The 21,164-nt window shown below is 74.2% G+C and carries 21 protein-coding genes; 12 read left to right on the top strand and 9 right to left on the bottom strand.

Annotation, left to right across the window (positions count from 1 at the left end; translation table 11 throughout):
* The first annotated feature begins 163 nt into the window (after positions 1 to 163).
* Genes ACFY2K_RS10340 through ACFY2K_RS10320 form a run of 5 tightly spaced genes read left to right on the top strand, consistent with a single transcriptional unit; the run spans position 164 to position 6,102 of the window.
* Positions 164 to 1,507 (top strand): ABC transporter substrate-binding protein, encoded by a 1,344-nt coding sequence (locus tag ACFY2K_RS10340; RefSeq protein ID WP_387710648.1) that lies wholly within the window; start codon positions 164 to 166, stop codon positions 1,505 to 1,507.
* Positions 1,504 to 2,451, top strand: a complete 948-nt coding sequence (locus ACFY2K_RS10335; protein ID WP_387710646.1) for a carbohydrate ABC transporter permease — start codon at positions 1,504 to 1,506, stop codon at positions 2,449 to 2,451. The genes ACFY2K_RS10340 and ACFY2K_RS10335 overlap by 4 nt, the downstream gene beginning before the upstream one ends.
* Positions 2,448 to 3,275: a carbohydrate ABC transporter permease gene (locus tag ACFY2K_RS10330; RefSeq protein WP_375883718.1), complete on the top strand. Its 828-nt coding sequence runs from the start codon at positions 2,448 to 2,450 to the stop codon at positions 3,273 to 3,275. The genes ACFY2K_RS10335 and ACFY2K_RS10330 overlap by 4 nt, the downstream gene beginning before the upstream one ends.
* Before the next feature lie 5 nt (positions 3,276 to 3,280).
* Positions 3,281 to 5,047 (top strand): glycoside hydrolase family 36 protein, encoded by a 1,767-nt coding sequence (locus ACFY2K_RS10325; protein WP_387710644.1) that lies wholly within the window; start codon positions 3,281 to 3,283, stop codon positions 5,045 to 5,047.
* A gap of 20 nt (positions 5,048 to 5,067) precedes the next feature.
* A complete protein-coding gene (locus ACFY2K_RS10320; protein ID WP_375883722.1) occupies positions 5,068 to 6,102 on the top strand; it encodes a LacI family DNA-binding transcriptional regulator in 1,035 nt (344 codons plus the stop codon).
* Positions 6,103 to 6,185: 83 nt separating this feature from the next.
* Here the strand turns inward: ACFY2K_RS10320 and ACFY2K_RS10315 are convergent, their stop codons facing one another.
* A complete protein-coding gene (locus tag ACFY2K_RS10315; protein ID WP_380521543.1) occupies positions 6,186 to 6,848 on the bottom strand; it encodes an NADPH-dependent F420 reductase in 663 nt (220 codons plus the stop codon).
* Between the two features lie 177 nt (positions 6,849 to 7,025).
* On the opposite strand from ACFY2K_RS10315, the gene ACFY2K_RS10310 reads away from it, so the two are divergent.
* From ACFY2K_RS10310 to ACFY2K_RS10300, 3 genes are read left to right on the top strand one after another with little or no spacing between them, the layout of a single operon-like run.
* On the top strand, positions 7,026 to 7,562 hold the full coding sequence (locus tag ACFY2K_RS10310; RefSeq protein WP_380639173.1) for a hypothetical protein: 537 nt from the start codon (positions 7,026 to 7,028) through the stop codon (positions 7,560 to 7,562).
* Positions 7,528 to 7,734: a hypothetical protein gene (locus ACFY2K_RS10305; RefSeq protein WP_375883731.1), complete on the top strand. Its 207-nt coding sequence runs from the start codon at positions 7,528 to 7,530 to the stop codon at positions 7,732 to 7,734. The genes ACFY2K_RS10310 and ACFY2K_RS10305 overlap by 35 nt, the downstream gene beginning before the upstream one ends.
* A complete protein-coding gene (locus ACFY2K_RS10300; protein ID WP_375883734.1) occupies positions 7,731 to 7,988 on the top strand; it encodes a hypothetical protein in 258 nt (85 codons plus the stop codon). Before ACFY2K_RS10305 ends, ACFY2K_RS10300 begins: the two co-directional genes overlap by 4 nt.
* A gap of 49 nt (positions 7,989 to 8,037) precedes the next feature.
* Here ACFY2K_RS10300 and ACFY2K_RS10295 read toward each other — a convergent pair whose 3' ends face one another.
* Positions 8,038 to 8,658 (bottom strand): L-threonylcarbamoyladenylate synthase, encoded by a 621-nt coding sequence (locus tag ACFY2K_RS10295; protein ID WP_375883736.1) that lies wholly within the window; start codon positions 8,656 to 8,658, stop codon positions 8,038 to 8,040.
* A gap of 64 nt (positions 8,659 to 8,722) precedes the next feature.
* Here ACFY2K_RS10295 and ACFY2K_RS10290 point away from each other — a divergent pair, with 64 nt between their 5' ends.
* A complete protein-coding gene (locus ACFY2K_RS10290) occupies positions 8,723 to 10,033 on the top strand; it encodes a cytochrome P450 (protein WP_387710640.1) in 1,311 nt (436 codons plus the stop codon).
* A 25-nt stretch (positions 10,034 to 10,058) separates the two neighbouring features.
* Here ACFY2K_RS10290 and ACFY2K_RS10285 read toward each other — a convergent pair whose 3' ends face one another.
* On the bottom strand, positions 10,059 to 10,472 hold the full coding sequence (locus ACFY2K_RS10285) for a Fur family transcriptional regulator (protein ID WP_360238584.1): 414 nt from the start codon (positions 10,470 to 10,472) through the stop codon (positions 10,059 to 10,061).
* 227 nt (positions 10,473 to 10,699) lie between these two features.
* On the opposite strand from ACFY2K_RS10285, the gene katG reads away from it, so the two are divergent.
* Positions 10,700 to 12,916, top strand: a complete 2,217-nt coding sequence (katG, locus tag ACFY2K_RS10280; RefSeq protein WP_387710638.1) for a catalase/peroxidase HPI — start codon at positions 10,700 to 10,702, stop codon at positions 12,914 to 12,916.
* A gap of 125 nt (positions 12,917 to 13,041) precedes the next feature.
* Here the strand turns inward: katG and ACFY2K_RS10275 are convergent, their stop codons facing one another.
* From ACFY2K_RS10275 to ACFY2K_RS10265, 3 genes are all read right to left on the bottom strand, one after another.
* On the bottom strand, positions 13,042 to 13,743 hold the full coding sequence (locus ACFY2K_RS10275; RefSeq protein WP_375883744.1) for a response regulator: 702 nt from the start codon (positions 13,741 to 13,743) through the stop codon (positions 13,042 to 13,044).
* Positions 13,744 to 13,746: 3 nt separating this feature from the next.
* Complete coding sequence (locus tag ACFY2K_RS10270; protein ID WP_380521531.1) at positions 13,747 to 14,997, bottom strand: sensor histidine kinase; 1,251 nt, start codon at positions 14,995 to 14,997, stop codon at positions 13,747 to 13,749.
* A gap of 179 nt (positions 14,998 to 15,176) precedes the next feature.
* Entirely contained in the window at positions 15,177 to 15,704 is a 528-nt protein-coding gene (locus ACFY2K_RS10265; RefSeq protein WP_380521530.1) for a histidine kinase, read from the bottom strand.
* 415 nt (positions 15,705 to 16,119) lie between these two features.
* Here ACFY2K_RS10265 and ACFY2K_RS10260 point away from each other — a divergent pair, with 415 nt between their 5' ends.
* Positions 16,120 to 18,102: an ATP-binding cassette domain-containing protein gene (locus ACFY2K_RS10260; RefSeq protein WP_375883750.1), complete on the top strand. Its 1,983-nt coding sequence runs from the start codon at positions 16,120 to 16,122 to the stop codon at positions 18,100 to 18,102.
* Positions 18,103 to 18,202: 100 nt separating this feature from the next.
* On the top strand, positions 18,203 to 18,709 hold the full coding sequence (locus ACFY2K_RS10255; protein WP_387710635.1) for a hypothetical protein: 507 nt from the start codon (positions 18,203 to 18,205) through the stop codon (positions 18,707 to 18,709).
* An 80-nt stretch (positions 18,710 to 18,789) separates the two neighbouring features.
* Here ACFY2K_RS10255 and ACFY2K_RS10250 read toward each other — a convergent pair whose 3' ends face one another.
* The 3 genes from ACFY2K_RS10250 to ACFY2K_RS10240 all read right to left on the bottom strand — a co-directional run bounded on the left by ACFY2K_RS10250 (position 18,790) and on the right by ACFY2K_RS10240 (position 21,158).
* Complete coding sequence (locus tag ACFY2K_RS10250; RefSeq protein ID WP_380595090.1) at positions 18,790 to 19,779, bottom strand: JmjC domain-containing protein; 990 nt, start codon at positions 19,777 to 19,779, stop codon at positions 18,790 to 18,792.
* Positions 19,780 to 19,813: 34 nt separating this feature from the next.
* The gene (locus ACFY2K_RS10245; protein WP_387710633.1) at positions 19,814 to 20,884 is read right to left on the bottom strand and encodes a cytochrome P450; all 1,071 of its coding nucleotides are present in this window, start codon (positions 20,882 to 20,884) and stop codon (positions 19,814 to 19,816) included.
* A gap of 94 nt (positions 20,885 to 20,978) precedes the next feature.
* Positions 20,979 to 21,158 carry a hypothetical protein gene (locus ACFY2K_RS10240; protein WP_375883760.1) on the bottom strand — a complete coding sequence of 60 codons (180 nt, stop codon included), beginning with the start codon at positions 21,156 to 21,158 and terminating at the stop codon, positions 20,979 to 20,981.
* Between the last annotated feature and the right edge of the window lie 6 nt (positions 21,159 to 21,164).

Below are 21,164 nucleotides of genomic sequence, written 5' to 3'. Positions count from 1 at the left end.
AGGGGTTGACGGCGCGGGGAGGGCGGGCGTTTGCTGTGTTCCGCTCGTGCGAATCTGTTGAGTTGTGGTCTGTTTTGTTGTTTTGAACGTTCAAACTTGGCCGCCGAGCTCCACCACCCCCATGCCCCGCCTCCGTCCAGAGCCACCCATCGGGAGGAATGCAATGTCACACCTTTCCCGCCGCGACCTGCTCCGCGCCTCCGGCGCCGGCCTGCTGGCCCTCACGGCCGGCGGAGCCCTCGCGGCCTGCGGCGACCCGGGCTCGGGGAGCGCCTCCGGCGGGGACGCCGACACCGGCAAGGTCACCGTCTGGTCGTGGGCCACCGCGGCCGTCGCGCTGCGCGCCGTCGTCCCGGCCTTCGAGAAGGACAACCCGGGCATCACGGTGGACGTCCAGGACATCGGCAACCCCGCCATCTGGGACAAGATCACCGTCGGCCTGGCGGCCGGCGGCCAGGGCCTCGGCGACGTCCTGCACATCGGCTGCGACTACCTGCCCGGCTACCTGGAGAAGTTCCCCGGCGGCCTCGCCGACCTCTCGGCCTTCGGCGCCGACGCGCACAAGGAGAAGTTCGCCAAGGGCCTGTGGCCGGTCGTCACCGGCAAGGACGGCCACGCCTACGCCCTGCCCTGGGAGGCCAACCCGCTCGGCTTCTTCTACCGCAAGGACTACTTCGACAGGGCCGGCCTCGACCCCGCCTCCTTCGCCACCTGGGACGACCTCACGGCGGTCGCCGACCGCTTCAAGGCCGCCAACCCCGGCATCTCGCTGATCGGCATCAACAAGGCCGCCAACCCCAGCCCCGACCTGGACTTCGTGCAGTCCCTGATGCAGCTCCAGGGCGCCTTCTACTTCGACCTCGGGGGCCGGATCACCCTCGGCTCCGAGCCGGACGTCCGCGCCCTGGCCACCCTCAAGCACCTGGACGACGCCGGGCTGGTCGCCGACGCCCCCGGCGACCAGGGCTGGGCCACCCTGATGAAGGCCGGCAAGCTCGCCGTCGCCCCGATGCCCGCCTGGGCCGCGCACTACCTGGAGGCCAAGTTCGGCGACCAGCACGGCAACTGGCGCCTCGCCAAGCCCCCGGCCGTCACCCCCGGCGGCAAGCGCACCGCCCTGGTGAACTCCACCCACCTCACCGTCGCCGCCTCCAGCCCGCGCCGCCGCGCCGCCTGGAAGTTCGTCGAGTACGCGCTCACCCGCCCCGCCTCGGTGAACGCCATGTTCGACGCCGGCGGGGTCTTCCCCGCACTCCTCGACGCCTACGGCGACCCGCTGTACGCCAGGCCCAGCGACTACTACGGCGGCCAGTCCCCGCTGCGGACCTTCGCCGACCTGGCCACCGACGGCGGCGACCCCACCAACTACTCCGGCGACTACGCCCGCGCCCTCAAGCTCGCGAGCGACGCCCAGACCAAGGTCCTCCTCAAGGGCGGCGACCCGGCCGGCGTCCTCCGGGCCGCCGCCCAGCAGCTCGCCCAGCAGACCGGACGCACCGTCGCATGACCGCCGCCACCGCACCCCCCGCCACCGGACGGACCCGCCCCGCCCGCCCCGCCGGCCCGGCCGCGCGCGCCCACCGCCGGGCCCGGCTGCGCCGCACCGCCCTGCCGTACCTGCTGCTCGCCCCCGCCCTGATCACCTTCGGCGTGTTCAAGGCCTACCCGATCGTCGACTCGCTGCTGCTCTCCTTCACCACCGGCTCCGGCCCCGCCGCCCGCCCCGCCGGCCTCGCCAACTACCGGCGCCTGATGGACGATCCGCTGTTCTGGACGGCCCTGCGCAACACCGGCGAGATCCTCGTCGTACAGGTCCCGCTGATGCTCGGGCTGGCCCTGCTGCTGGCCGTCGGCATCAACTCCACCCTGGTGCGCTGGCGGGCCGTCTGGCGGCTCGGCGTCTTCATGCCCGCCGTCACCGGCCTGGTCGCCACCGGCGTGATGTTCGCCTTCCTGCTCAAGCGCGACGACGGCGCGGTCAACTGGCTGCTGCACGCCGTCGGCCTGCCCGCCGTCGACTGGCTGGGGCAGCCGTTCTGGGCCCGGATGTCCGTCGTCCTGGTGCTGACCTGGCACTACACCGGCTACAACGCCGTCATCTACCTGGCCGGCCTGCAGTCCGTCCCGGAGGAGCTGTACGAGGCCGCGATGGTCGACGGCGCCGGTGCGGTCCGCCGCTTCACCGCGATCACCGTCCCGGCCCTGCGCCCGCTGCTGCTGTTCACCGTCGTGCTCTCCACCATCGGCACCCTCCAGCTCTTCGACGAGCCGTACGTGCTGACCGGCGGCGGCCCGGACAACGCGAGCCTGACCGTCTCCATGTACCTGTACCAGAACGGCTTCCGCTACTTCGACTTCGGCTACGCCTCCGCCATCGCCTACGCGCTCACCCTGCTGGTGGCCGTGCTGGGCGCGGTCCAGATGCGCCTGATGGGGGAGAGGGACGGATGAACCCCAGGAACCTCCGCGGCTGGCCGCTGACCTTCCTCCTGGCGGGCCTCACCGGCTTCTCGGTCGCCCCCTTCTACTGGCTGCTGGTCTCCGTCACCCGCAAGGACACCGAGATCTTCGACTGGCCGCCGCACCTGCTGCCCGGCGGGGGCCTCGGCGACAACCTCCACCGGCTGGACCAGCGGATCGGCCTGCTCCGGGTGCTCGGCAACTCCCTGCTGGTGGCCGGGATCCAGACCCTCGGCGCCCTGGTCGTCGCCCTGCTGGCCGGCTACGCCTTCGCCAAGTTCCGCTTCCGCGGCCGCACCCTGCTGTTCGCGCTCCTGCTCTCCACCCTGGTGGTGCCCGAACAGGTCATGCTGGTACCGCTGTTCACGATGATGACGGACTTCGGCCTGCTCGACTCCTACCAGGCGATCATCCTGCCCGGGCTGTGCGTGCCCTTCGCGGTCTTCCTGATGCGCCAGTCGCTGAGCAGCCTGCCGGACGAACTCCTGGACGCCGCCAGGGTCGACGGCGCGGGCGAGTTCCGGGTGCTGTGGAACGTCGTCGTCCCGGTGATGCGGCCGGTGCTCGCCGCGCTCTCGATCTTCCTCTTCCTGGGCTCCTGGAACCAGTTCGTCTGGCCGCTGATCGCCCTGCGCAGCCCCGGCATGCACACCCTGCCGGTCGCCCTGGCGACCCTGTACGGCAACCAGAGCACCACCGACTACGGCGCGATCCTCTCCGGGACCGCGCTCTCCACCCTGCCGATGATGGTCCTCTTCCTGGTCCTCCAACGGCAGTTCATCTCCGGCCTGCTGGCCGGCGCGACGAAGGGCTGAGCGGCATGACCGAGACCGACACCGCAGCGGGGACTACGGCCGGGAGCACGGCCGAGGTCTGGGAGCCGCACGCCCCCGCCCCCGGAGCGCTCCACCCGCTGCCCCACGCCCGGGGCCTGGACCTGCGGGCGAGCGGCACCGCCACCGTCCGGGAGGTCGCCGACGGCGTGGTCGAGGTGAGCGCCGAGGGCCCGGCCGAGGTCCGGATCGAGTGGCGGGTGCCCTGCGTGGACGTCACCTCCTTCTGGACCCCGGAACCGCGCGGCACCGGCTGGCTGCCCGCCGCCTGGAGCGCCCCGCGCCGCACCGGCCCCGCCGCCGGCGCCCCGATCGCCGCGCTGGTCGGCACCGGGGACACCGCGGTCTGCGCCTTCGCGGCCGAGCAGACCGAGGTGCTGGTCGGGGCCGGAGTGGTCGAGGAGACCGGTGACTTCCGCTGCTGGGCCCAGGCCGCCGGCCGGATCACCGTCCGGATCGACACCTCGGGCCGGCACTTCGCCCGCTGCCTGGCCGACCTGACCGCCTGGTGGGGCGAGGGCTGTTCCGTCGTCGTCCCGGAGGACGCCCGCCGCCCCGCCTACTCCACCTGGTACGCGATGCACCAGGACGTCTCGCCCGAGCGGATCGAGGCCCAGGCCGCGCTCGGCAAGGCCCTCGGGCTGGACGTGATCATCGTCGACGACGGCTGGATGACCGCCGACCGCACCCGCGGCTACGCCCACTGCGGCGACTGGGAGCCCGTCTCGCTGCCCGACACCGCCGAGCACGTCCGGCGCGTCCACGACCTCGGCGTCCGCTACCTGCTCTGGTACGCGCTGCCGTTCATCGGCAAGGACAGCGCCGCCTACCGGAAGATCGGCCGGCACGCCCTCGCCGACGTCCCCCACCTGGGCGCGGTGGTCGCCGACCCGCGCTACCCCGAGGTCCGCGAGTTCCTCACCGACCGGCTGGCCCGGGCCGTCGAGGAGTGGGGCATGGACGGGCTCAAGGTCGACTTCGTCGACTCCTTCGCCCGCGCCGCCGAGCGCCCCGACGCCCCCGGGCCCGGCCCCGAGGCGGACTGCGCCGAGGTGGCCGAGGGCGTGGAGCGACTGCTCGCCGCGATCCGGGCCCGGACCACCGCCGCCCACCCGGACGCGATGATCGAGCACCGGCAGCCGTACGTCAGCCCCGCCCTGTGGCCGTACGCCACCATGATCCGGGCCACCGACTGCCCGCTCAGCCCGCAGGAGAACCGGCAGCGCACCGTCGACGTGCGGCTGGCCGCCGGGCCGGTGCCGGTGCACGCTGACATGCTGATGTGGCACCCGGCCGAGCCGCCCGAGCAGATCGCCTGCCACCTGGTCAACGTGCTCTTCTCGGTGCCCCAGATCTCCGTCGACCTCGCCGCGCAGGACCCCGGGCAGCGCGAGGCGATCGCCTTCTGGCTGGGGGTGTTCCGCGAGCACCTCGACACCCTGCAGCGCGGCGAACTGCTCCCCAGCCGGCCCGACCTCGGATACCCGCTGGTCACCGCCCGCGGGGAGGGGACGGTCGTGGTCGCCCGGTACGCGGCCCTGCCGGTGGACGTCTCGGCGGACGACTGGCACACCCTGCTGGTGGCCAACGCCGACGCCGACCCGGACGTCCGGCTGGTGGGCGGCAGCGGCAGGGCCACCGCCACCGTCCAGGACGCCCGGGGGCGTATCGTCCGGCAGGACGAGATCGACCTCGACTGGACGGACACCCTCGCGGTGCCGCGCGGCGGGCTGCTGTCGCTGCGCCGCCCCTGACCCACCACCGGAGGACCCGCATGCCCGAGGGAGCGCACCGACCGCGCCGTGGCGCCACCACCATCGAGGAGGTCGCCCGCGCGGCCGGGGTCTCCCGGCAGACCGTCTCCAACGCGCTCAACGCCCCGCACCGGGTCCGCGCCGAGACGCTGACCAGGGTCAGCACGGCGATCCGCGAACTCGGCTACCAGCCCGACCAGTCGGCCCGGTCGCTGCGCAGCGGCGCCCGGCGCACCATCGGCTACCTCGCGCCGGTGGACGACCCGCTCGACCCCAACCCGCTGATGGCCGGCTTCCTGGAGGCCCTGGTCGACGCGGCCGGGGAACGCGGGCAGCGGGTGCTGCTGTTCCGGCCCGCCCCGCCCGCGGCGGACCCGGTGGCGGCCATCGACGAACTGGTGGCGGCCCGGCAAGTCGACGGGCTGGTGCTGGCGGACGTCCTGACCGAGGACCGGCGGATCGCCCACGTCGCCGGGCTGGGCGTGCCCTTCGTCAGCTTCGGCCGGACCGGACCGGGCGAGCCGCAGCACTGGGCGGACATCGCCAACGACGCGGCGATGGCCGCGGTGGTGCGGCACCTCGCGGCGCGGGGTCACCGCCGGATCGGCTACCTCGGCGCCGCCGAGGACCTGCCCTGGATGGCGGCTCGGCGGGCGGGCTTCCTCGCCGAGACGCGCCGACTGGGCCTGACGGCGGTCGCCCCGTCGGAGGCGGCGCCGACGGCCGGGCCGGTGGCGGCCGTGCGGGAGCTGCTGCGCGGGCCCGACCGGCCGACGGCCGTCGCCGCGGGCAGCGACCTGCTGGCGCTGGACGCGTACGAGGCGATCCGGGCCGAGGGGTCGGCGGTCGGGCCCGCCGGGGTGGCGGTCACCGGGTTCTACGACTCACCGCTCTGCCGCCACCTGCACCCGCCGCTGACCTCGGTCCGGCTGCCGCTGCGGGCCCTGGCGGCCGGGCTGGTCACCCGGCTGCTGGACCAGGTGCACGGCGGGGCCGCGCCGACGGGCGGCCTGGAGCTGCCCACCGAACTGGTGGTGCGGGCGAGTTCGGCCTGACCGGCGGAGCCCTGAGCGGCGGAGCCCTGACCGGCGGGGCCCTGCCGACGGAGCCCTGAGCGGCCGGGCCCCGCTGCGGTGCCTCAGGCCCGGTGCGCCTCCGGGCGCTCCGGGGACGCCTCCGCGAGCGCCCGGGTGACCGCCGCCACCCCGGCGCGCAGCCCGTACACCGGCGTGGCCGGCTGCTGGCGCCAGGACTCGTCGATGCCGCCGGCGTCCACGGTGTCGAAGCCCAACTCGTCGACCAGCGCCCGCACCACGGCCTTCGCCGCCTCGTCGTCCGAGGAGACCGGCACGGCGAGGCGCTCCGGGTCGCCCGCCGGGCGCGGGCGGTCCAGCAGGTCCTGCGCGTAGGTGCCGTTGAACACCTTCACCACCGGGTGGCCCAGGTGCTGCTCCGTCCAGCGGCTCTCCGTCAGCCCGCCGTCCTCGATCGCGTCGATCCGGCCGTCGCGCTCCTTCGGGTAGTAGTTGCCGGTGTCGATCACCGCGAGCCCCTCGGCGGCGCCGTCGAACAGCCCCGCGGGCAGGCCCGGTACGTTTTTCAACGGCACCGTCACCACCACGACCTGGGCGCCGTGCGCCGCCTCCGCGGCCGTCACCGCCTTCGCGCCCGTCTCCTCGACCAGCGCCCGCAACGACTCCGGCCCGCGCGAGTTCGCCACCGAGACCTCGTGCCCGAGAGCCGTCAGCCGCCGCGTGAGGTTACCGCCGATGTTGCCCGCGCCGATGATGCCGATCTTCATGGGTAAGCCCCTTCGCGAGTGCCGTCCTTGGCCGTCGCCCTGCCCCAACCACACGCCGATCGGATCTGTTCCCCCACACCCGGGGTGGCCCTGCGCAACCCCGGGCCGACGCGTGCCTGGTCCAGCCCGGCCGAAACGCACCCACGCCCGTCCCGGCGGACCTGTTGAATGGCGGCCATGACGGACGGCACCGCACTGCAGCACCTGGTCACCGGTCTCCCCGAGGCGTTCTCGACCGCCCCGCGGCCGAGCCGCATCGACGCCTGCCCCTGCTGCGCCTCCCGGGCCGGGCTGGACCGCCTCCTGCGCACGCCCCGCGCGCAGTTGACGCCCGAGGAACTGGGACCCTACGCCGCCTCCGTGCTGAACACCGTCGGCTCGCCCGCCGACCTGCGCTACTTCGCGCCGCGCATCCTCCAGCTCGTCCTGACCGGCGAACTCGCCTGGCCCGACGTGCCGTTGGTCTGCCGCAAGCTGGCGCAGGCCGGCTGGCAGGACTGGCCGGAGGCGCCGTACCTGCGCCGGCTCCTCGACGCCCTGTGGCCGGACGTCCTGCACGACGCCCGGCAGTGCGGGGACACCGAGGCCGTGCTCAGTGGCCTGGGGGCCGCCGATCCGGACGGGACCGGCGGCCGGAGAGGGCCTAACAGAATGGGCCCGGCTCGCGAGCCCCGTGGCCGTGGAGCGCCTGTACGAGTTCGCCCTCGGCGGTGAGCTCGAACCGCGGGACGCCCTTTGGGACGAACGGGGAGCCGCGTACCGGACCTTCGCGGCCTGGCTGCGCGGGCCCGAGCTCCAACTGGCCGTCGAGGCGGCCTTCCTGCGGATCGATGACCCCACCCAACTCGATCAACTCATCACCGTCCATGACATCCTGGCGGCATGACCCACGACATGGTGCCGCCACTGCTCGCAGTCGCACTGCTCCTGCTCGTCATCAAACTGGCCCGTGAGCGGCGAAACGGCAAGCCCTCGCCGCTGATTCCGCAGTCGACTGCGGGGCGGGCGACGGCGCTGGCGGTCGCCGCCCTGGTGGCGGCCTCCGGGCCGGCGGGTGGTCAGCCGTGGGACGCGTCGCTGATCCCGGCGATCGCCCTCGGTGGGCTGGTGGGCTCGTTCGTGGACCTCCGCCACCGCTGAGCCGGGGGCAGCCGGGCGGCCGGGCCCCCCGGCCCCGGCCGCCGGGCCCTCACTCGAAGCGCGCGGTGTCGCCGGCCCCCCGGCGGGTGATCTCGGCCTCGCCGCTGGAGAAGTCGATGACCGTGGTCGGCTCGGTGCCGCAGTCGCCGGAGTCCACCACGGCGTCCAGCACGTGGTCGAGGCGTTCCTTGATCTCCCAGCCCTGGGTCATCGGCTCGTCCTCGCCGGGGAGGATCAGGGTGCTGGAGAGGAGGGGCTCGCCCAGTTCGGCGAGCAGCGCCCGGGTGACGGCGTGGTCGGGGATCCGCACCCCCACGGTCTTCTTCTTGGGGTGCATCAGCCGGCGCGGCACCTCCTTGGTGGCGGGGAGGATGAAGGTGTAGCTGCCCGGCGTCGCGGCCTTGACGGCCCGGAAGACGTTGTTGTCGAGCTGGACGAACTGCCCCAGCTGAGCGAAGTCCTCGCACACCAGGGTGAAGTGGTGGCGGTCGTCGAGGCGCCGGATGGACCGGATCCGCTCCAGCCCGTCGCGGTTGTCCAGGCGGCAGCCGAGCGCGAAGCAGGAGTCGGTCGGGTACGCGATGAGGGCTCCGGAGCGGAGGCTGTCGGCCACGGTGCTGATGGTGCGCGGCTGGGGGGATTCGGGGTGCACGTCGAAGTACTTGGCCATTGGCCGACCTTACGGGATCCCACCGGTTGATCGCCGCAACCGCGACGCAGTACGGTCGGTCACCGTGGCACTGGACCAGGCGCGGGTGAACCGGATCTTCCTGCCCGGGACGTACGCCGAGGGCGTTCCGTACGGGCTGTTCCGCGAGCTGCGGGCCGAGGCCCCGGTCTGCTGGGTGGAGGAGCCGGCGGTGGGGGACTGGCCGGCCGGGCCGGGCTACTGGGCGGTGCTGCGGCACGCGGACGTGAAGCACGTGCTGCGCAGCCCGGAGCTGTTCTCCTCACACCTCGGGGCGACCCAGATCCGCGACCCGGACACCCCCGCCGACCTGGCCTTCGTCCGCACCATGATGCTCAACCAGGACCCGCCGGACCACGCCCGGCTGCGCCGGATCGTCACCGCCGCGTTCACCCCGCGGGCGCTGCACCGGCTGACCGCCGCCATCGAGGGGCGCGCGGCCGAACTGGTCGCCGCGATCCGCCCCCTGGGCGAAGCCGGCTTCGTGCCGCTCGCCGCCGATCTGCCCGTGTGGACGCTGGCCCTGGTCCTGGGCGTGCCCGAGCAGGACCGGCAGCTGCTGGTCGACTGGTCGAACCGGGTGATCGGCTACCAGGACCCGGAGTACGCCCGGTCCAGTACCGCCGACCCGTCCCGGCTCACCGCCGTGGGACGCGCCGCGCTCGACCACCGGCCGACCACTCCCACCGCCCCTGACGGCCGCCCGCTCAACCCGCGCTCCCGCGCGGCCCTCGCCGACATGTTCGCCTACGCCCACGCGCTCGCCCGACAGCCGCCGCCGGGCAGCATCGTCGCCCGCATGCGGGACGCCGGCCTGAGTGCCGCCGAGTTCGAGACGATGTTCTTCCTCTTCGCCGTCGCCGGGAACGAGACCGTGCGCAACGGCCTGCCGGGCGGCCTGCACACCCTGCTCAGCCATCCGGACCAGTACCGACTCCTGTGCGAGCGGCCGGAGTTGGTCCCGTCGGCGGTGGAGGAGATGCTGCGCTGCTGGCCGCCCGTGGTGCACTTCCGCCGCACCGCGACCCGGGACACCCGGATCGCCGGGCAGCCGGTCCGCCGGGGCGACAAGGTGGTGGTCCACCACGCCTCGGCGAACCGGGACGAGGCCGTGTTCCCGGAGCCGGACCGCTTCGACGTCTCCCGCACCCCGAACGACCACGTGAGCTTCGGGTACGGCCCGCACTTCTGCGTCGGCGCCCGGCTCGCCCGCCTGCAGCTGCGGTCGGCGCTGCGCCACCTGCTCGACCGCCTCCCGGGGCTGGAGCTCGACCCGGACCGGCCGCCGCGGCGCCTGGTGTCCAACTTCCAGAACGGCCTCAAGAGCCTGCCGGTGCGCTGGACGGTTCCGGGGTGACGGCGCGCTCCGCCGGTGGGCCGGCTCAGCCCGCGCAGGCCGGGCAGAGGCCCCGGTAGGTGACCTCGGCGCCCGAGACGGCGAAGCCGAACCGCTGCTCCGCCGGGAGGTCGGCGAGCGGGTCGCCCAGGGGGTGGACGTCCCGGATGGCGCCGCAGCCGGTGCAGACCAGGTGCTGGTGCGGGTGGTGGGCGTTGGGGTCGTAGCGCTTGGCGCGCCCGTCCGTGGACACCTCGATGACCTCACCGAGGGTGACCAGCTCGCCGAGGGTGTTGTACACCGTCGCGCGGGAGATCTCCGGGAGGCGCTCGGCCGCGCGGGCGTGCACCTCGTCGGCGGTCAGGTGCACGTGCTCGCCGTCCAGGACCTCGGCCACGACACGCCGCTGGGAGGTGAGGCGCCAGCCGCGCTCGCGCAGCCGCTCCAGCAGGTCACTCATCACGGTTCACCTATTCAGGTCATGGGGGAAGACCGGAGTTTACCAATGCCGGTCCTGAGGCCTCCGACCTCGGCCGGACGGGGGTTTGGTGTCTTTCTTGACTTGGACTACGTCCATCGTAGGATCGGCTCCGGCGCTAGCCTGGGTAACGGCAGTGCCGAATAGCAGCAGTAGGTGCCGTAGGTAGCAGATAGACACCGTGATCCGCCTTGTACGGAAGGATTCCCATGTCTGAGAACCACGATGCAACCGGTGTAGAGGCGAGCGCGGGCGGCTGCCCGGTCAACCACGGGCGCGCGCTCCACCCCACCCAGGGCGGCGGGAACCGCCAGTGGTGGCCGGAGCGGCTGAACCTCAAGATCCTCGCCAAGAACCCCGCCGTCGCCAACCCGCTCGGCGCGGACTTCGACTACGCCGCGGCGTTCAGCGCCCTGGACCTCGCCGCCGTCAAGCGGGACATCCAGGAGGTGCTCACCACCTCGCAGCCCTGGTGGCCGGCCGACTTCGGCCACTACGGTCCGTTCATGATCCGGATGGCCTGGCACAGCGCCGGCACCTACCGGATCAGCGACGGCCGCGGCGGCGCCGGCGGCGGCCAGCAGCGCTTCGCCCCGCTGAACAGCTGGCCGGACAACGCCAGCCTGGACAAGGCCCGCCGACTGCTGTGGCCGGTGAAGAAGAAGTACGGGCGCAGCCTGTCCTGGGCCGACCTGATCGTCCTGACCGGCAACGTCGCGCTGGAGGGCATGGGCTTCGAGACCTTCGGCTTCGGCGGCGGCCGGGTCGACGAGTGGGAGCCCGACGAGGACGTCTACTGGGGCCCCGAGACCACCTGGCTCGGCGACGAGCGCTACACCGGCGACCGCGAGCTGGAGAGCCCGCTGGCCGCCGTCCAGATGGGCCTGATCTACGTCAACCCCGAGGGCCCCAACGGCAACCCGGACCCGATCGCCGCCGCCCGCGACATCCGCGAGACCTTCTACCGGATGGCGATGAACGACGAGGAGACCGTCGCGCTGATCGCCGGCGGCCACACCTTCGGCAAGACCCACGGCGCCGGCCCGGCGGACAACGTCGGCCCGGACCCGGAGGCCGCGCCGATGGAGCAGCAGGGCCTCGGCTGGAAGAGCGGCTACGGCACCGGCGTCGGCGCCGACGCCATCACCAGCGGTCTCGAGGGCATCTGGACGGCCACCCCGATCACCTGGGACAACAGCTTCTTCGAGACCCTGTTCGGCTACGAGTGGGAGCTCACCGAGAGCCCGGCCGGCGCCCACCAGTGGAAGCCGAAGGACGGCGCCGGCGAGGGCACCGTGCCGGACGCCCACGACCCGGCCAAGCGGCACACCCCGATCATGCTCACCACCGACCTGTCGCTGCGCTTCGACCCGGTGTACGAGCCGATCTCGCGCCGCTTCCTGGAGAACCCGGCGGAGTTCGCCGACGCCTTCGCCCGCGCCTGGTACAAGCTGACCCACCGCGACATGGGCCCGGTCGTGCGCTACCTCGGCCCGGAGGTCCCGGCCGAGCACCTGCTCTGGCAGGACCCGCTGCCGGCCGTCTCGTACCAGCAGGTCGGTGCCGCGGACGTCGCCGACCTCAAGCGGCGGATCGCCGGGACCGGCCTGTCGGTCTCCGAGCTGGTCTCCGCGGCCTGGGCCGCGGCCTCCTCGTTCCGCGGCAGCGACAAGCGCGGCGGTGCCAACGGCGGCCGGATCCGGCTGCAGCCGCAGGCCGGCTGGGAGGTCAACGAGCCGGACCGGCTGGCCGGTGTCCTGCGGGCGCTGGAGGGCGTGCAGCGGGACTTCAACGCGCAGGCCGGCGACAAGCAGGTCTCGCTGGCCGACCTGGTGGTGCTGGGCGGCGGCGTCGGCGTCGAGCAGGCGGCCAAGGCGGCCGGGCTGGCCGTCGAGGTGCCGTTCGCGGCCGGCCGGGTGGACGCCCCGCAGGAGCTCACCGACATCGAGTCCTTCGCCGCGCTGGAGCCCAAGGCGGACGGCTTCCGCAACTGGGTCGGCAAGGGCAACCGGCTGCCGGCCGAGTTCCTGCTGCTGGACAAGGCGAACCTCCTGGGCCTGAGCGCGCCCGAACTGACCGTGCTGGTCGGCGGTCTGCGCGTGCTGGGCGCCAACCACCAGCAGTCCGCGCACGGTGTGCTGACCGAGACCCCGGGCGTGCTGACGAACGACTTCTTCGTCAACCTGCTGGACCTGGGCACCAGTTGGTCCTCCGCCTCGGGGGACGCCCACACCTTCGAGGGCCGGGACGCCTCCGGTGCGGTCAAGTGGACCGGTACCCGCGCCGACCTGGTGTTCGGCTCGAACTCCGAACTGCGCGCCGTCGCCGAGGTGTACGCGGCCGACGACGCCAAGGAGAAGTTCGTGGAGGACTTCGTCGCGGCCTGGGTCAAGGTCATGAACGCGGACCGCTTCGACCTGGTGTGACGCGGTAGCCGATGACGGCGGGAGCCCGGGGGTTGTCGACCAACTCCCGTGCTCCCGTGCGTCGTTGCGGCGTTCCCCTCCGCCCTTACGCCCCTCCGCCCCTACGCCCCTACGCCCTTCCGCCCTTACGGCGCGCCCGCGCTGACCAGCCCGGTCTCGTACGCCGCGACCACCACCTGGGCCCGGTCCCGCAGCCCCAACTTGCCCAGGATCCGGGCCACATGGGTCTTCACCGTCGCCTCGGAGAGCTGGAGCCGGCCGGCCAGCTCGGCGTTGCTGAGGCCGCGGGCCAGCAGCCCCATCACCTCCAGCTCGCGCGGGGTGAGGGTGGCCAGTTCACGGTGCGGGGCGGCCGCCTCGGGGGCGGCCGGGCGGGCGAAGCGCTCGACCAGCCGGCGGGTGATCGCCGGGGCGAGCAGGGCGTCCCCGGTGCGGACCAGCCGCACGGCGGCGGCCAGGTGCTCCGGGGTGACGTCCTTGAGCAGGAAGCCGCTGGCCCCGGCGGCCATCGCGGCGTAGACGTAGTGGTCCAGGTCGAAGGTGGTCAGCATGATGATCCGCGGCGCGTCGGCGGCGCGGTCCGCCGGCCGGCCGGCCAGGATCCGCCGGGTGGCCTCCAGGCCGTCCAGGCCGGGCATCCGGATGTCCATCAGCACCACGTCCGGCCGGGTGCGGCGGACGGCGGCGACGGCCTGCTCGCCGTCCTCGGCCTCGGCGGCCACCTCGATCCCCTCGGACTCCAGGATCAGCCGGAAGCCGATCCGGACCAGGGCCTGGTCGTCGGCGACCACCACGCGGATCGGGTGCTGCTCCACGGCGTCAGTCAACTCTCAACTCTCCAGCGGTATAGAGGCCTTGACGCGGTAGCCACCGCGCGGCCGGGGGCCGGTGTGCAGGGTGCCGCCGTAGACGGCGAGGCGTTCGCGCAGACCGAGCAGGCCGCGCCCGTTGCCGGTGGCGGCGGCGCCGGTGGGGCGGCCGCCGGTGTCGGTGACCTCCACCGTGAGGTGGTCGGCGGCGTAGTCGACGGTCACCGCGGCGGCGGCGCCGCCCGCGTGCTTGACGGTGTTGGTGAGCGCCTCCTGGACGACCCGGTAGGCGGCCAGTTCGACCCCGGGCGGGACGGTCCGGCGCTCCCCGCGCACCGTCAGCTCCACCGGCAGGCCGGCCCGGCGCACGCCCTCCACCAGGGAGTCGAGTCGGCCGAGGCCGGGCTGCGGGCTGAGGTCGGCGGTGGTCGCGGGATCGCCGCCGGTCTCCGAGTCGATGGTCAACAGCCCCATCACCTGGCGCAGTTCGGTCATCGCCGCGCGCCCGCCGGCCTCCACCGCGGCCATCGCCTCGCGGGCCCTGTCCGGAGCGGTGTCCAGGATCTTGCGGGCGGCCCCGGCCTGGATCGTCATCATGCTCACGTTGTGGGTGACCACGTCGTGCAACTCCCGGGCGATGCGGGCCCGTTCCAGGTCCACCGCGCGGTCCAGCGCGGTCAGCTGCTCGCGCTCCAGGGCGGTCAGCCGCTCCCGGCCCTCCTCTACCCGGCGCCGCCACATCCGCAGTTCGTAGGCGACCGCCAGCACCGGCACCAGCACCAGCACGGCGATCACCCAGTTCTGGAAGTGCGGCAGCAGGGCGTGGTCGAAGAGCACCACCAGGGCCGCGGTGGCGGCCGCCAGGCCGAGCAGCACGGCCTTCGGGCGGCGCCCGTAGGCGGCCGCGCCGTAAGCGGCGACGATCACCACCACGCCCGCCCAGAACGCGATGTCCTCGTGCTGCGACCGCACCAGCAGGGCGGCCGCCAGCACCGTCCACAGCACCGCCAGCGGGTGGCGCCGGCGCAGCACCAGCGGCAGCGGGACGACGGGGACCAGCAGCAGCATCCCGTGCCAGGGCGATCCGTGCCCGCCCGGACCGTACTGGCCGTGCGCGTGGGCCGCGACGACGGCGTAGCGGCCGCAGACGGAGGCCAGGAACAGGGCCAGGGCGAGGTCGAAGGCCTGGCCGCGCCGGGTGGGCCGGGGCGGGGGCGGCGCGTCGTCGGCGCCGCCGTCCAGCAGCCGCCGCACGGTGGGGTGGTTGATCACCGGGTCATTGTGGCGGTCGGCCGCCGTCGGGGACAGCCCCGCGAGCGGCGGCAGCCGCTGCACCTGACGACTACCCCGCAAGGATGACGCCGGAGCCCGTACGCCCGGCGCGGTACGGAAGTTGCGGCGGGCGGCGGACGCGCTGCGGGCGGAGTGAGCCCCCGGGCGGGCCGGGGGGCTCAGGACTCCTCGTCCGCCCGGCCCTCCTCGGCCTTCCGGCTCTCCTCGGCCTTCCGCTCCGCAGCCCGGACCTGCTCGGTGAAGGCGTGCTCGTCGATCCGCTCGACGCTCGCCCCGTGCTTCGCGGCCAGCTCGTCCGCCGGGCCGGGCGAGGCCTCCCGCACCTCCACGGCGACCAGCGCCCCGCCGTCCGGCACCCGGGGCGACAGCACGATCAGCGCGGCGCCGCCCTCCGAGGCCGCGCGCTCCTCGGCCGCGTTGCCGAGCGCCGCGCCCGCCGCGAAGCCGAGCAGCACGCCCACGGGCCCGCCGAGCAGCCCCACCAGGCCGCCCAGCACCCCCGACCCGACCGTGGCCACCCCGGCTCCCCGGGTGAAGGTGTCCTTGATCTCCAGCAGGCCGTCGGCACTGCGCTCCATCGCCGCCGCGTACCGCAGCCCCGGCAGGTGCTGCGCCTCGTCGAACGCGGGACGCCAGGCGTCGCCGTCGGGAAAGGTCAGCAGGACGACGTTGTGCTGCTCGCTCATCGCACTCCGATCGGGCTGGGGGCGGCTCGGGCCTCCATCGTGACCTTCGGCGCGCCACCCGGCCACAGGAAGCGTCCCGCCGACCCGGAGCGGGTGGGGTGGCCGTCCGATGAGCGGATGAGCCGCCGCCGGTCCGCCCGGGCCCGCCGCGAATCGAACATCGCGGAGCGTCCCGGTGATCGACATCCACCAACTCGCCGTCGCCGACACGGAATCGCCCGGATCGGGTGAGAGCGGGCGGGACACGCCGGACGGGCCCGTCGGCCGCTGCCAGGATCGGGGTCCGCACCGGCAGCCCGACCTCCGCAGCGTGCCCTCCGGCACCGCTGCCGACCCACCGCGCCCACCCCGCGGTGAGGGCTGCCCGCGTGCGGGACCGCTGCGGCCGTCGGCCGCCGTACCTGGGAGGAACACCGTGTCGAAACAGGTCGTGAAGCCCACGAAGCCCCTGGCCGAGAAGTCCCCGGCCGGGGCCGAGCACGACGAGGAGCTGCACCTGCGCTTCCCCGGCGACCGCCGCGCCGAGGCGGGCGCGTCGATGTCCACCGGCGCGATGCTGCGCCGCCTGCCCCACCTGGTCCGCCGGGCGCTGGCGCTGGCCTGGGCGGCGGACCGCACGTCCACCGTGCTGCTGCTGGTCTGCCAGGCGCTGGCCGGGGTGGCGGGGGCGCTCGCGCTGTACGCCACCACCGGCACCCTGGGCGCCCTGCTCGTGCCCGGGCCGGTGGCCGAGCACCTGCGCACCGCCACGCCCTCCCTGCTCCTGCTGACCGCCTCGGCCGGGCTGCGGGCCGTCCTGGGCATCGCGGTGGTGGGCCTGTCCGGCCGGGTGTCGCCCCGGATCACCCGGGAGGCGGAGCTGGCGCTGATCGCCGCCGGGTGCGCCGCCGAGCTGGAGGCGTACGACGAACCCGCCTACAACGAGCAGTGGGAGGCCGCCGACCGGGGCGCCTCGACCACGCCCGACCTGCTCTCCAACGCCCAGGACGTGATCGCCTCCACCGTCTCGCTGGCCGCCGCCGCGGGCGTGCTGGCGACGCTGCACCCCTGGCTGGTGCCGCTGCTGCTGCTCGGTTCGGTGCCGACCGCCGTCGCCGCCGTGCGCACCGCCCGGATCCACTACCTGGCCGCGGTGGTCACCAACGAGGACCGCGGCGCGCTGCGCGTCTACCGCTGGTTCCTGATCGACAAGACCCGCGCCGACCAGGTCCGTTCGGACCAGGTCACGCCCTTCCTGATGGCCAAGTACCGCCGCGCCGAGGCCAAGATCGTCGCCGCCACCGACCGGGCCACCCGGCAGGCGGCCAAGGTCTCGCTGCTGGCCGCGCTCGGCACCGGGGCCGGCAGCGCGCTGATCTGGGGCACCCTGCTCTACCTGGTGGCCTCCGGCCGGATCGACCTGGCCGCCGCCGGCACCGCCACCTTCGCGCTGCGCACCGCCTCCTCCGGGCTGCAGGGCCTGGTCGGCAACGGCGCCCGGCTGTACCGGATGGGCCTCTACCTGGACGACTACTTCACCTTCCTGGACGAGGCCGGCGGCCACCGCATCGACCGCGGCGAACTGGTGCCGGGAGCACCGCAGTTGGTCGAGGTGACCGGGCTGAGCCACGCCTACCCGGGCGAGCAGCAGGAGCCCGCCCTGCGCGGGGTCAGCCTGACCCTGCGGGCCGGCGAGGTGGTGGCCGTGATCGGGCAGAACGGCAGCGGCAAGTCGACCCTGCTCAAGCTGCTCTCCGGCCTCTACCTGCCGCAGTCCGGCCGGATCACCTGGGACGGCGTGCCGGTGGAGGAGTTGGACGCGGACGGCATGTGGTCCCGGGTCGCCCGGGTGCCGCAGGAGTTCGCCCGCTGGCCGCTCGGCGCCGCCGAGAACGTCCACCTGGGCCACCTCACCGAGCGGTGGATGGCGGACGTGGTGGAGGCCGCGGCCCGGACCGGCTTCGACGAGACGGTCGGCCGGCTGCGTTCGGGCTGGCGCACCCTGCTCGCCCAGGGGTGGTGGGGCGGCGCCGAGCTGTCCGGCGGCGGTTGGCAGCGCGCGGCCGTCGCCCGGGCCCTGTACCGCACGGTGCGCAGCCCCGGGCTGCTGATCCTGGACGAGCCCACCTCGGACCTCGACCCGCGCGCCGAGCACCGCATCCTGCACGCCCTGCGCGGCCTCGCCGAGGGCCGGATCACCCTGCTGGTGACCCACAACATCGCCAACGCGGCGGTCGCCGACCGGGTGATCGTGATGGACCAGGGCAGCATCGTCCAGACCGGCACCTGGGCCGAACTCGCCGCCCGCCCGGACGGCCTGTTCCGCGAGCTGCTGGACCTCCAGCGCGACCGCGCCGTCCCCGCCCAGCGGTCGGCGGCGGACCGGCCCCGGCCGGCCGGGGGCCGGGCCGGGGCGTGACCCCGGGACCGGGCCGGGGCCCGGCCCGGTGACCCCGTCGGGCGGGCGGCTGCCCACCGCCCGCCCGGCGGGCCGGAATTCGGGCGACGGACGGGCCCGGATGCACGACGATGACGGCATGCTGAACAACGGGGAACCCGAACCGGACGCGACGGACGAGGACGAGCTGCTGCAGCTCCTGGTCGGCGAAGTGTGGGTGAACGTCTACCGGTTCGGCGGCATGGGCGTCGTCGACTTCGGCGGGACGGTCTCCTGGCCGCGGGGCGACGGCGGGGAGGTGTCGACGGGCAGCCGGTACGCCGTGCACGCCCAGTGCCCGTTCCGGATCGTCCAGTGCGGGGAGGTGTACCTCGGCTCCGACGACCTGGTGCCGGCCGGGGGCGGCGACCGCCTCGCCTACGACGCCGGGGCCGACGCGCTGCGGGAGTTCCTGGAGCGGCGCGCGCCCCGGGTGCTGGCGGTGGAGCGGGCGCCGGAGGGCGACCTGCGGATCACCCTGGAGCACGAGCTCAGGATCGACGTCCTGCCGACGAGTGCGAAGGTCGAGGAGTGCTGGCGGTTCCTGGTCCGGGACGGGGAGCACCTCGTCTTCCCGCCCGTCGACTGACCTGCCGGGCCACCAAAACGGCCCGGCAGGTCGGCGCCGATCCCAGGCCGCGGGGCTGGCCCCGCAGGTCGGCCGACGGCTCAGCGCCCGTTGCGGGCCACGGCCCGCAGCCGCCGCCAGGTGCGCCCGGCCGGCCCGCCCGCGGGGGCCTCGTCCGCCCAGTCCCGGGCCGTCCCGGCGAAGCTGTCGGTGCCCGTCGCGGCCGGTGGCCGGGCCCGGCCCGTCCGGGCGGCGCGCAGCAGCTGCTCCGAGGTGATGCCGCCGAGCCGGGCCCGGGCGTGGTCCAGCAGGGTGGCGCCGGCGGCGGCGATCGCGGGCTCGCCCAGCGGGCGGGTCGGCAGCGCCAGCCCTTCGGCGAGCAGCTGGTCCAGGGCCGTGCGCAGGTCCGGGACGGAGAGGTCGCGAACGGTCAGCGACAGGTGGCCGGACAGTCCCTCGGCGCCCACCGCGCGGTGGGCGAAGGCGCGCGGGACGTAGAGCACGTCGCCGGGCCCGAGGACGGTGTGCAGGCGCTGCGCCGAGCGTTCGTCGTCGGGGAGTTCGCCCAGCGACCACTCGGCGGCGGCCGGCGCGTCGTGGACGTACCAGGTCTTGCGTCCGGCGACCTGGAGGACGAACACGTCGGCGTCGTCGCGGTGCACCGCGAGGCCCTGGCCGCCGACCGGGGTGAGGAAGAAGAACGCTTCCACCCGCCGGTCCAGTTCCTCGGAGAGCCGGGCCACCAGGTCCCCGGTCGGGCCGTGCCACTGGTCGACGCAGCGAAGCAGCAGCGTCGCCCCGGTGCGCAGCAGGGCGAGCACCTTGGCGCGGTCGGCGAAGCCGTGGTGGGTGGTGCCGTTGACGGTGCGGGAGGTGGTGAAGGCCTCGGCCGGGAGGACCACCTTGTCGGAGCGGACCATCTCCAGGTACGGGGTGCGCAGCAGCCCGCTGTCGAAGGCGGCGTCCAGCGCGTCGAGGTCGAACGGCGAGGCGGGCCGGGCGGGGGTGAAGACGGCGGGTTCGCGCTGCCACCGGTGGTCGGCGAAGCCTGCGAGGTCGCCGACCCAGTCGGCGAGCGTGGGCGATTCCATGGTGTGTCCAGTGCTGTCGGGAGGGCCGGCCGGTTCAGCTGCCGACGGAGGCCTCGAACCGTACGGAGAGCAGGGAGCGCAGCGGGACGGGCGCGTCCTGCCGGGGGCCGCGGATGGTGAGGCCGTGGTCGAGGGCGACGGTGAGCAGGCGTTCGGCCAGCGGGACGACCAGGTGCTTGGCCCAGCAGCGGGCGCCGTCGAAGCCGAACGGCATGAACCCGGGGGTCTTCTCCGGGTCGGCGACCGCCTCCCACCGCTGCGGCCGGAACTCCAGCGGGTCGGCCCAGTAGTCCGGGTGGCGGTGCATCAGCAGGGGGAGCAGCGCGACGTTGTCCTCGGGGCGGATCTCCGGGTGCAGTCCGGCGTAGGCGTCCCCGCCGTTGCGGTAGAGCATCCACGCGGGCGGGAGCAGGCGCAGGGTCTCCCACAGGACGGTGGTGAGGTCCTGGTGCGGTTCGGGTGCCGTCCGCATCAGCCACAGGGCGTTGCCGGCCAGGGCGGCCACGCCGTCGCAGAGGGTGGCGGAGGCGCGCCGGTACATGGCGACGGCCTGCTTGCGTTCCAGTGGGTCGTCGGCGCCGCGGATCAGTCCGGCCATGGCGGTGGGCGTTCCGGGACTGTTCCCGTTCCGGTCCCCGTTCCCGTTCCCGCCCGCGCCGCCCGGCCAGGTGGTGACGGCCCGGTCGACGAGCCGGGAGAGGGTGTCGGAGCGGGTGATGCCGCGCTTGGCCAGCAGGGAGACCGGCAGCGGGTCGGATCCGAACAGCCACCGGCGCAGGTAGGAGGTGGGCGCGTACGGCCAGGCGCCGTTCAGCCCGCGGGCCGGGGGCGGTGGCGTGCGGATGCCCGCCATGACGTCCTGCCCCAGGGCGCGGATCGTCCGGGTCGCGCTGTCGTGGGGGATGTCGGCGCCCGCGGCGGGCTTGTAGACGGAGCGCTCGGTCTGGAGCACCGGGCGGGCCGCCACGATCTCGGCCATCAGGCGGGCGTCGGAGACGCCGACGGTGCGGGCGTCGACGCGGAACACCTTCGCGTCCCGGGCCAATAGGTCCTGAATTCGCGGGGCGTAGACGACGGAATGTTCGCGGACCGTTTCCGGCGCCATTTCTTGCACGAGGATCCCGCCTCCGTGGGAATACCGATGAAATACGGCGCCGGTGGGGCGGCGGTACCGCCGCCGCCCCACCGGCCGTGGTGCGTCAGATGACGTGCAGCACCCACGCGTGGTTGGCGAGGTCCTCGTCACGCTTGAACTTCTTCACGATCGCCTTGATCATCTTCATGGTTTTCCCCTTTCCGGGAATACGGGTGCGACGAATAGGTGTGGCCGCACCGGTGATGAGGTCCGGCATTCCGGTCCGGAAGGCCGAACTGCTCAACTGACT

The sequence above is a fragment of the Kitasatospora sp. NPDC001309 genome (assembly GCF_042896295.1).
Taxonomy (GTDB): domain Bacteria; phylum Actinomycetota; class Actinomycetes; order Streptomycetales; family Streptomycetaceae; genus Kitasatospora.
Note: the sequence above shows the minus strand (reverse complement) of the source record. Positions and strands in the feature narration are given on the sequence as shown.